The 10,032-nt window shown below is 72.0% G+C and carries 12 protein-coding genes; 7 read left to right on the top strand and 5 right to left on the bottom strand.

Going from position 1 to position 10,032, the window contains the following annotated elements:
• Position 1 precedes the first annotated feature (1 nt).
• From C9F11_RS00800 to C9F11_RS00790, 3 genes are all read left to right on the top strand, one after another.
• Positions 2–1,240 (top strand): MFS transporter, encoded by a 1,239-nt coding sequence (locus C9F11_RS00800; RefSeq protein WP_171075588.1) that lies wholly within the window; start codon positions 2–4, stop codon positions 1,238–1,240.
• A gap of 77 nt (positions 1,241–1,317) precedes the next feature.
• A complete protein-coding gene (locus tag C9F11_RS00795; protein WP_138957396.1) occupies positions 1,318–1,818 on the top strand; it encodes a hypothetical protein in 501 nt (166 codons plus the stop codon).
• Positions 1,819–1,891: 73 nt separating this feature from the next.
• Positions 1,892–2,218, top strand: a complete 327-nt coding sequence (locus tag C9F11_RS00790) for a YkvA family protein (RefSeq protein ID WP_171075587.1) — start codon at positions 1,892–1,894, stop codon at positions 2,216–2,218.
• Here the strand turns inward: C9F11_RS00790 and C9F11_RS00785 are convergent.
• Positions 2,208–3,182 carry a GlxA family transcriptional regulator gene (locus C9F11_RS00785; RefSeq protein WP_138957395.1) on the bottom strand — a complete coding sequence of 325 codons (975 nt, stop codon included), beginning with the start codon at positions 3,180–3,182 and terminating at the stop codon, positions 2,208–2,210. The genes C9F11_RS00790 and C9F11_RS00785 overlap by 11 nt on opposite strands.
• A gap of 116 nt (positions 3,183–3,298) precedes the next feature.
• On the opposite strand from C9F11_RS00785, the gene C9F11_RS00780 reads away from it, so the two are divergent.
• On the top strand, positions 3,299–3,937 hold the full coding sequence (locus tag C9F11_RS00780) for an HD domain-containing protein (RefSeq protein WP_138957394.1): 639 nt from the start codon (positions 3,299–3,301) through the stop codon (positions 3,935–3,937).
• Between the two features lie 219 nt (positions 3,938–4,156).
• Here the strand turns inward: C9F11_RS00780 and C9F11_RS00775 are convergent, their stop codons facing one another.
• The 4 genes from C9F11_RS00775 to C9F11_RS00760 all read right to left on the bottom strand — a co-directional run bounded on the left by C9F11_RS00775 (position 4,157) and on the right by C9F11_RS00760 (position 6,802).
• Complete coding sequence (locus C9F11_RS00775; RefSeq protein ID WP_138957393.1) at positions 4,157–4,597, bottom strand: hypothetical protein; 441 nt, start codon at positions 4,595–4,597, stop codon at positions 4,157–4,159.
• A 276-nt stretch (positions 4,598–4,873) separates the two neighbouring features.
• Positions 4,874–5,293 carry an arsenate reductase ArsC gene (locus C9F11_RS00770; protein ID WP_138957392.1) on the bottom strand — a complete coding sequence of 140 codons (420 nt, stop codon included), beginning with the start codon at positions 5,291–5,293 and terminating at the stop codon, positions 4,874–4,876.
• Entirely contained in the window at positions 5,286–6,404 is a 1,119-nt protein-coding gene (gene arsB, locus C9F11_RS00765) for an ACR3 family arsenite efflux transporter (protein WP_138957391.1), read from the bottom strand. The genes C9F11_RS00770 and arsB overlap by 8 nt, the downstream gene beginning before the upstream one ends.
• Entirely contained in the window at positions 6,401–6,802 is a 402-nt protein-coding gene (locus C9F11_RS00760; RefSeq protein WP_138957390.1) for a metalloregulator ArsR/SmtB family transcription factor, read from the bottom strand. The genes arsB and C9F11_RS00760 overlap by 4 nt, the downstream gene beginning before the upstream one ends.
• Positions 6,803–6,902: 100 nt before the next feature.
• On the opposite strand from C9F11_RS00760, the gene arsM reads away from it, so the two are divergent.
• The 3 genes from arsM to C9F11_RS00740 all read left to right on the top strand — a co-directional run bounded on the left by arsM (position 6,903) and on the right by C9F11_RS00740 (position 9,954).
• Entirely contained in the window at positions 6,903–7,724 is an 822-nt protein-coding gene (gene arsM, locus C9F11_RS00755) for an arsenite methyltransferase (protein WP_138957389.1), read from the top strand.
• A 375-nt stretch (positions 7,725–8,099) separates the two neighbouring features.
• On the top strand, positions 8,100–8,903 hold the full coding sequence (locus tag C9F11_RS00750) for a DUF6042 family protein (protein WP_138957388.1): 804 nt from the start codon (positions 8,100–8,102) through the stop codon (positions 8,901–8,903).
• A gap of 322 nt (positions 8,904–9,225) precedes the next feature.
• Positions 9,226–9,954 carry a dienelactone hydrolase family protein gene (locus C9F11_RS00740; protein ID WP_138957387.1) on the top strand — a complete coding sequence of 243 codons (729 nt, stop codon included), beginning with the start codon at positions 9,226–9,228 and terminating at the stop codon, positions 9,952–9,954.
• The last annotated feature ends 78 nt before the right edge of the window (positions 9,955–10,032 follow it).

Below are 10,032 nucleotides of genomic sequence, written 5' to 3'. Positions count from 1 at the left end.
CATGGGACGGCTCCTGGCCGACCGAACTGTCCGGTGGCTCATCCTGGGACAGCTCTGCGCGATCCTCGGCGACACGATGCTCTGGCTCGTGGCGGGCATCTGGGTCAAGGAGCTGACGGGCAGCAACTCCGCCGCCGCGTTCACCTTCTTCCTGGTGATCGTGGGGACGCTCTGCGCACCGGTCGGCGGCATGACCGCCGACCGGCACCGCAGACGTCCGCTCCTCATGGGCCTGTACCTCGGTACGGGCGCCGTGGTGGCCTCGCTGCTCCTGGTCCAGGACAGCGGGCAGGTCTGGCTCATCTACGTGGTGATGCTGCTCTACGGCCTCTCGTACAGCTTCGTGGACCCGGCGCAGGCGGCCTTCCTGCGCGTGCTCGTGCCCGAGGACCGGCTCGCCGACGCCAACGCGCTGACGCAGACGGTCAAGCAGGGCCTGCGCCTGATCTCCCCGCTCGCCGGCGCGGGCCTGTACGCGGCACTCGGCGCGCACGCCGTGGTCGGTGTGAACATCGCCCTGATGCTGGCCGCCGTCGCCTTCCTGGCGGCGGTCCGCCACCGGGAGAGCACTCCGGAACGCAGTGGCGACAGCTGGCGGCGGGAGATCACCGAAGGCGTACGGCACCTCGCGAGGACGGTCGTCCTGCGCCAGCTCACCATCGCGTCGGCGCTGACGATGGTCGCCATGGGCCTGGCCGAGACGGTCGGACTCGCCGTCGTCGACGACGGCCTCGGACGGCCCCCGTCCTTCCTCGGCGTACTGCTCGCCGGGCAGGGCGCCGGTGCCATCGCGGCCGGGATCACGGCGGCCCGCATCGGACGGCGCGTCGGCGAGGGCAGACTGGTCGCCCTCGGCATGGTGGCCTTCTCGGCCGGGGCGCTGCTGCAGACCGTTCCGGCGGTCGCCGCGGTCAGCGCCGGGATGGTCCTGTGCGGCGCGAGCATGCCGTGGATCGTGGTCGGCCTGACCACGGTCGGCCTGCGCCACACCGCGCCCGAACTCGTCGGCCGGGTCTACTCCGGGTTCAGCCTCATGATGACCCTGCCGCAGATGCTGGCCATGGCCTGCGGCGCCGCCCTCATCGCTGTGGTGAACTTCAAGGTACTGCTCGTCGTGATGGCGGCGGTCGTCCTCACGGCGGCCGGATACCTCTTCACGCGCCAGGAGCAGCGGTGGACGGCCCCGCCCACGCCCACCGGCACCGCGCACGAGCCGGTCCGCGAGGCCGACCCCGTGTGACGGGAAAGCAGGGACGACGGGTGTCTGCCCGACGGCGACCGGCCGCCGGGCAGCGACAGGAGGAGGAGCCACCGCAGGTGGACCAGCGAAGCGACGAGGCGCGGCGGCGCGCCGGGGACAGCTCCCCGGCGCGCCGCCGCGCGCCGTACCCCCCAGGTCCGCCCCGCCCGCCCCGGGGGCTGCGCGCCCTGCCCCCCGCGCCCCGCGCCGTGGCCGTCGTCATCGGCGCCGTCATGCTGTACGGCGCGTGCGTGCACGTCGTCGACCTCGTGCTGTGGGGCTTCCGCTCCCGCGCCTGGGCGCCGATGTGGCTCAACGCCTTCTGGAACGCGCTGATCGTCCTCGACTCCCTCTCCGGCGTCCTGCTCCTCAAGGCCCGCCGAGGCGGCCTGTACCTCACCTGCCTGACGATGCTCGCCGACCTGGCGTCCAACCTGTACGCGGTGTACGGGGTGCGGCACAGCACCCTCGGCGCGGGCACGGCCGACGTCATCCTGCTGCTCGTCTTCGGCCTGTTCGTCCTCACCACCGCTCCCTGGCTGCACCGCCATCTGCCCGCCCCCTCGCGTGGGGCGTGAGCCGTCGGGGTACCCGTCGTGCGACACGCGGCCCGCGCCACAGGAGGCCGGGCCGGACAGCCGGAGGCGAACCGTGAGTGCTCACCACTGGCCAGTGGCCCTGCTCGTGCTCGTGGCGGTCGTGCTCGTGGCGGCGGCAGCTGTCGCACTCGTGCTGCTGCTGCGGCTCCTGCGCACCCGGCGCCGGTTGCGCGAAGCGGGAGTTCCGATGGAGCACAAGGCGGTCTTCTGGGGCGCCGTGCTCTACGCGATCTCTCCGGTGGACCTGCTCCCGGACCCCGTCTACCTGGACGACATCGGCGTCCTGCTGCTGGCCCTGCGCTCCCTGAACGCGGTGGCGCGCCGCCGGGAGGGCCCTGCCGCTCCTGACGGCCCCGGCCGCGCGGACGTCAGCCGGTGACGTCGGGGCGGTGCGCGCTCGTGAAGCGTCTGCGGTACTCGGTCGGTGTGGTGCCCAGGTGACGGGCGAAGGCGCGGCGGAGCGTCTCGTCACTGCCGAGGCCGCTGTGGCGTGCCGCCGAGGTGATGCTGTGCCCGTCGAGGAGGAGTTGCTGGGCGCGGTCGAGGCGGACGCGTTCGACCCAGCGGGCGGGGGTGGTGTGCAGCTCGGTCCGGAACAGCCGGGTCAGGTGCCGCGTGCTGACGGCGGCGGCCGCGGCCATGGCGGGCAGGCTGTGCTCGGCGCCAGGGTCGGCCAGCACGGCGGCGGTCAGCGAGCGCAGCGTCCCGCTGCGCGCGGGCGGGGTCGCCAGCGCGGTGGAGAACTGCGACTGCCCGCCCGGCCGCTGCATGAACACGACCAGCTCACGGGCGATCTCCCGGGCCGCGTCCGCTCCGTGGTCGTCCTCCACGAGGGCGAGAGCGAGGTCGATCCCCGCGCTGATCCCCGCGGAGGTGACATACGGGCCGTCCGTCACGTGGAGGGCGTCCGGCTCGACGCGCACGCGGGGGTGGCGGCGGGCGAGGACGGCCGCGTGACGCCAGTGGGTGGTGGCCCGGCGCCCGTCGAGCAGGCCGAGGGCGGCCAGGACGAAGGCGCCGCTGCACACGGAGGCGATCCGTGCCGTCCGGGCGGCGAGCGGGCGTACGGCTGCGAGGAGCTCGTCCTCGGGGCCCGGTTCGGCGAGGTGGTCGGCCCCGGCGACCACGAGGGTGTCGAGGGGGCCCGCGTCGGCCGCTGGGGTGGTGGCGGCCAGCGTCGGCCCGGACGCCGTAGCGATGTCACCGCCGTGAGGGGAGATCAGCACCGGCGCGTACGCGTACGCGTGCCCGAGCCGGGACGCCTGGTGCAGGACCTCCAGGGGACCGCTGACGTCGAGCAGGGTCACCCCGTCGAACACCACGAAGCCCACGCGTCGGGTCATGTCTGAATCTGTGGTTCGCACGGCGCTGAGGACATGGCGCCAGGGTAGGGCATGCAGCGAATCTGGAGGAGATCACCGGCCGGGGCCAACGGCCGAGACGAACGAGAGGAGCCATCATGAGGCAAGAGATCGCGGGTGTGCGGATCCCGGACAGCGCCCTGGCGCGCGAGGCGACGGAGCTGGTCCGTGAGGCGGCCTCGCCGCTGCTGTTCGACCACTCCCGGCGCGTGTTCCTGTTCGGGGCGCTGCGGGGCCGGGAGCAGGGACTTGCCTTCGACCCGGAACTCCTCTACGTAGGGGCGATGTTCCACGACCTCGGGCTGACCGAGCGCTTCCGCCGCACCGACCGGCGCTTCGAGATCGACGGCGCCGACGAGGCCCGCCGGTTCCTGACCACCCACGGCATCGCCGCCGAGGCGGCCGACCGCGTCTGGACGGCGATCGCCCTGCACACCACGCCGGAGATCCCGCTGCGCATGGCCCCCGAAGTCGCCCTGGTCACCCGCGGTGTGGAACTGGACGTCCTGGGCATCGGCTACCACACGCTCACCGACGAGCAGCGCGCGGCCGTGGTGGCGGCCCACCCCCGCCCGGACTTCAAGAACCGGATCCTCGCCGCGTTCACCGAGGGCATCAAGGACCGCCCGGAGACCACCTTCGGCAACGTCAAGGCCGACGTGCTCGCCCACTACGTCCCCGGCTTCCAGCGCGGCGACTTCGTCGAGGTCATCAAGCAGTCCGACTGGCCGGAGTAGGCGGGCCGCCCTGGACGGCGGCCCGCCTACGGCAACAACGGCTCACCCGCGGTGCCGACCGCCAGCCCGCGGCGGCGACGGCTCACCCGCGGCGCCGACGGCCAGCCCGCGGCGACGACGGTCCGCCTGCGGCGCCGACGGCCAGCCCGCGGCGACGACGGTCCGCCTGCGGCGACGGCGGCCAGCCCGCGACCAGGAGTCGCCGCGAACCTTCCGGGTTCAGGCCCGGCGCAGAGAGTCGATCATGCCGCCCCAGGCGGCGCCGTCCCACTCGACGTAGATGTGGCTGCCGTCCTTGGCGAGCTCCAGGGTGCCGCGGGAGCGCTCCGGGTCCTTCGACGTGCAGTTCAGGGCGATGGTCGACTTCTTCTTGCCGGGCTTGAGGGTGCCGGGGCAGGCGAGTTTGCCGGTGGTGGTGACCTTGTTGCCGCTGATCGTCATCGTTGCGATCGGGCTCTTGTTGATGGGCTTCCACGTCCCGTCGACGCCGCTGGCCTCGGGCGCCGGGGCCTTGCCGTCCTTGCCCTTCTCCGGCTCCGCTTTCTTACTGGACTGCTGCCCCGACCCCTTGGGGTCATCGGACTTCGAGTCGCTCTTGCCGCAGCCTGACAGCAGCACGACGGACAGACCCAGTGCCATCGCAGCCGTGATCTTGCGCATCAACATCCCCCTTGGTGACGGCGTCCGCACGCCGTCGTCTTCCCTACGAGCCAGTGCTGCCGGCTCAGCGAATGTGCTGGCCACAGTCACGGCAGTACCAACGATCACCCTACTCACACCCGCCGCCGATGCCTGAAGCGCATCGGCGCCCAGAACGAGGAGGCCGCCCGGCTGCGCGGGCCTCGGTCCACTACTGGCACGCCGACTGCGGTCCGCCTCGCTGCCGTTCCCCGGGATCCGGCCATGGGCTCCTGCAGCTGACGCGCCGGCGAGGCGTCACCGCGAGGGAAGGAGGTCGGCGAGCAGAGTGCGGATGCGTGCCTCGATCTCGTCCCGGATCGAGCGGACCGCGTCGACGCCCTGACCGGCCGGGTCTGCGAGCGCCCAGTCCACATACCGCTTGCCCGGGACGACCGGGCAGGCATCCCCGCAGCCCATCGTGATCACCACGTCGGACGCCTGGACCGCCTCGGAGGTCAGCACCTTGGGCACCTCGGTGGACAGATCGATTCCGGCCTCGGCCATCGCCTCGATGACCGCCGGGTTCACGGTCTCGGCCGGGGCGGACCCGGCCGAACGGACCTCCACCCGGCCGCCGGACAGGTGCGTGAGGAAGGCGGCGGCCATCTGGGAGCGTCCGGCGTTGTGGACGCACACGAACAGCACGGACGGCCTGCCGGAGGCGGTGTCAGACACGAGAGGTCTCTTCCTTGAAGGCGGCCGACGGGCCGGTCGCCGAGGCGGGTTGGGGGAAGAAGCGGCGGACGGCGAGCGCGACGTGGACCAGCCCGATCAACACCGGCACCTCGATGAGCGGACCGACGACACCGGCCAGGGCCTGGCCGGAGGTCGCGCCGAAGGTGGCGATCGCCACCGCGATCGCGAGCTCGAAGTTGTTGCCCGCAGCCGTGAAGGCCAGCGTGGCCGCCCGCGGGTAGCTCAACCCGACGGCCCTGCCGACGGCCATGGAACCGGCCCACATGAGGGCGAAGTACACAAGGAGCGGCAGCGCGATCCGCGCCACGTCGAGGGGCCGGGAGGTGATCGCCTCGCCCTGCAGGGCGAACAGCACGACGATCGTGAACAGCAGCCCGTACAGGGCGAACGGCCCGATCCGGGGGATCAGCCTGGTCTCGTACCAGGTCCGGCCCCGGGCCCTCTCGCCCAGTCGGCGGGTCAGGAATCCGGCGATCAGAGGGATGCCGAGGAAGACGAGCACGCTGGAGGCGATCTCCCACACCGATACGTCCAGGGCGGTCTGTTCCAGACCCAGCCACCCGGGCAGGACCGAGAGGTAGAACCAGCCCAGAGCGGCGAACGCGAAGACCTGGAACACGGAGTTGAGCGCTACGAGGACGGCGGCGGCCTCACGGTCGCCGCAGGCCAGGTCGTTCCAGATGATGACCATGGCGATGCAGCGGGCGAGCCCGACGATGATCAGGCCGGTCCGGTACTCCGGCAGGTCCGGCAGGAAGATCCAGGCGAGCGCGAACATCACGGCCGGGCCGAGGAGCCAGTTGACGACCAGCGAGGGGACCAGCAGGCGCCTGTCGCGGGTGACGCTCTCCAGGCGGTCGTAGCGGATTTTGGCCAGCACCGGGTACATCATCACCAGCAGACCGAGCGCGATCGGCAGCGAGACACCGACGACCGTCACCTTCGCCAGTGCGTCGCCCAGGCCCGGCACCAGACGGCCGAGTCCGAGGCCCACGGTCATCGCCACGAGGATCCACACCGCCAGGAACCGGTCCACCAGCGACAAGCGCGCGGCCACCGAACCGGCGGAGGCGGTGGTCGATCCGCTCACGAGGCCGCCGAGGCCGAGATGCTCGGGGACGGGCGACCGGCCCCTTGGGGGCGGGTGAGGACGGCCGCGAGCTTGTCCGTCATCGCAGGCAGGGGCCGGTAGTACACCCACGTCCCGCGGCGCTCGGAGTCGATCAGCCCGGCCTGCTTCAGGAGCTTGAGGTGATGGGAGATCGTCGGCTGTGACAGATCGAAGGCCGGGGTCAGGTCGCACACGCAGATCTCCCCGCCCTCCCGCGAGGCGATCATCGACAGCAGGCGGAGGCGGACCGGGTCGCCCAGGGCTTTGAACACCTTCGCCAGTTCCACGGCCTGGTCCTGCTCCATCGGCGCGGTCAGCAGGGTCGGGCAGCAGCCTGCCTCGTCCTGGCCCAGCACCACCAGCTCTTGTTTTGACATGCTTCTATGTTGACAGTCTTCGATTCAGGTCGCAAGGTTGCATCGAGAGATGTCTATATGGCCTGCACGGGCCCCGCCCCGACCCCGAGGAGTCACCGCCATGACCGAGCCGAGTGCCGACCTGCGCGAGACCGTCCGCTGGCGTTACGCCGCAGCCGCCGCGCAGGTCACCGAGGGCGGCACCGCCTGTTGCGGCCCCGACGCCATCGAGATCGACGACAACTTCGGCTCCGCCCTCTACGCCGCCGACGAGCGCGACACCCTTCCCGCCGAGGCCCTCGCCGCCTCCCTCGGCTGCGGCAACCCCACCGCCGTGGCCGACCTCCACGAAGGCGAGCGCGTCCTCGACCTCGGCTCCGGCGGCGGCATCGACGTCCTGCTCTCCGCCCGCCGCGTCGGCCTCACCGGAAAGGCGTACGGGCTCGACATGACCGAGGAGATGCTCGCCCTCGCGCTCGAGAATCAGCAGCAGGCCGGCGCCACGAATGTCGAGTTCCTCAAGGGCGCCATCGAGGCCATCCCGCTGCCCGCGAACACCATCGACGTCGTCATCTCCAACTGCGTCATCAACCTGTCCACTGACAAGCCCGCTGTCTTCGCCGAGATGTTCCGCGTCCTCAAGCCCGGCGGCAGGATCGGCATCTCCGACGTCGTCGCCGACGACACCCTCACCCCCGAGCAGCGCGCCGAGCGCGGCGACCACGTCGGCTGCATCGCCGGCGCCCTCTCCTTCACCGAGTACCGCCAGGGCCTCGAAGCCGCCGGGTTCACCACCATCGAACTCAGCCCCACCCACGCGGTCGCCGACGGCATGCACTCCGCCATCGTCCGCGCAACGAAGCCCACCGTCAGCAACAGGGCTGAGGCGAGCACGGGCAGCGACTCCTGCTGCGGCGTCACCGCCTGCTGCAACTGCAGCTGACAGCACGCTGGTTCGACGCCTGGCCCCAGGGGGTGGACTCCCGCAGCCCCTAGGAGCGACACGCCCCCCGCCCCAGCGGGACATCGGCTCTCGTGCTGATCCAACTCGAACGGATGACGGGGACGCGTGCACGATGGCGCCCGATGGTCTTGTCGCTGCTCGATGTCCAGGGCGGCCCGGCCTCACCCGCCACGCGCTCGCCACCAGGCGACCCCGGCCGAGGCGGCACGGGTGGTGTCGCGGCCGCGGACGCCGCCTCCGCGAGCGACTGCGCGTGGCCCCGACCGCCGGGCCCGGGTGGGGAGTTCGTGAGATCGCCCGGCGCTTCGCTGCGTACGCTGCGAGTATCGAAGTGTTCCTGAGGAAGAGGTGCGGATGACTGACAACCCGTCTGTGCCCGGCCCGCGCCGGGACCTGGCGATGCACAACGACTGGTTCGCCTCGGGCTGGGACCACGTCCTGCCCCGCCAGGGCTTTGCGCTGACCATGCTGATCGGGACCGCGTGCCAGCCCGGCTTCGCCGGCTCACTGGACGACCTGGTCCTAGAGATCTTCGGTGGTCACTGGGACATGATCGGCGGCGACCTCGACGGCCCGCTCACCTTCTCCTGGCCCGATGAGGAGTGGGACGACGAGGCCGCGCCAGAGGGCCGAGAGGCGTGCGAGGCGGCACGCTGGGAGCAGTTCGGCGCCATGCTGACGACGGCCGGGTTCCCGGTGCCCGCCACGGTGCGGGACCTGTCCGAGCTCTTCCTGACATGGGGTCTGGCCAGCCGTGAGGAGACGCCGGACGGCACCCGGTGGTCCATGCCCGCCGCGCTCCCGCTGCCCGGCGACCTGCTGCCCCTGGACACCCAACTCACCGAGCGCCTCGACGGGATCCGCTGGACGATGCGCACCGGCCCCCTCGTCGACACCCTCATCAACCACCTGGCCGACGACCTGGGTGAACCGGAAGAGACGCTCACCTCCCTGGACCGCCTGGCGACAGCCACCGGCCAGGACGTCGACGACGTCCGACTCGCCCTCGCGGAGCTCGTGGAGTCCGGCGACGCCCGCGTCCAGCGCGGCCAGGAGCCGGCCGACGCGGAACGCCTGGAGGCCCACCGCCGGTTCCGCCTGGTCATGGACTGGGAGCACATCCACGAGCACCGCATCCAGCTGAGCATCGGTGACTGAGGCAAGTACCTCGAACACGTCACCCCCGACCATCTCGGCGACTGGTACCGGGAGAAGGACCTGCTCCCCGACGCCCTGGAGACCGTCATCGACGTGGGCAGCACCCTGGACGCTGGCGGTACGGCCGACTGGGGCCCGCCCCGCCAAACCACACCCCCGAGGCGGCAGGCCGCTGGACATGGATCGTGATCGCCGCCCGCACCCAGGTCGAACCGGTCAGCATCACCCGGGCCCGCGTCCGCCGCGGGGTCACGGGACCTGCCTTCTGCCAGCGGGAGAACACCGGCCCGACCGGGCTCGATGATCACTACAGTCCAGGTTCATGACGATGGTTGTTACTACGCGCACGATCGCATACGCGGCCGACGGCCTGACGATGGTCGGGCATCTCGCGCTCCCGGCCGGTGGCGGTCGCCGGCCCGCGGTCCTGGTCGGGCCCGAGGGGGTGGGGCTCAGCGACGTCGAGCGCCGCCGGGCCGACGCACTCGCCGAGCTGGGGTACGTGGCGCTGGCCTTCGACCTCCACGGCGGGCGCTATCTGGGTGATCCCGAGGAGATGCTGGCCCGTTGCCTGCCGCTGCTCGCCGACCCCGACCGGATGCGAGGCATCGGCCATGCGGCGCTCGACGTGCTCCGTGCCGAGCCGCGGACCGACCCGGACCGGATCGCCGCCGTCGGCTACGGCACCGGAGGCGCGATCGCGCTGGAACTCGGGCGCGACGGCGTCGACCTGCGCGCGATCGCGACAGTGAACGCGCTGACCACGGGCCGGCCGGGCGAGGCGGCGCGCATTCACTGCCCGGTGTGGGCCGGGGTCGGGTCGCAGGACCCGATCATGCCGCCCGCGCAACGGGAGGCATTCACCGCCGAGATGCAGGCTGCGGGCGTCGACTGGCGCCTGGTGGTCTACGGCGGCGCCTTGCACGCCTTCCACCACCCATCGGTCGACCACACCGTGCGCCCCGGGGTCGGCTACCACCCGCAGCACGCGCAGCGAGCCTGGCGGGACGTCGTCGACCTGCTCGCCGAGTGCCTTCCCCTGGAGGAGTGATCTGGTCGGCAACCACGATCCCGGACCACACCCCACGCCGGTCTACCCCGGACCGCACCCCACGCCGGTCGACCGAGG

Source organism: Streptomyces sp. YIM 121038 (assembly GCF_006088715.1).
GTDB lineage: Bacteria > Actinomycetota > Actinomycetes > Streptomycetales > Streptomycetaceae > Streptomyces.
Note: the sequence above shows the minus strand (reverse complement) of the source record. Positions and strands in the feature narration are given on the sequence as shown.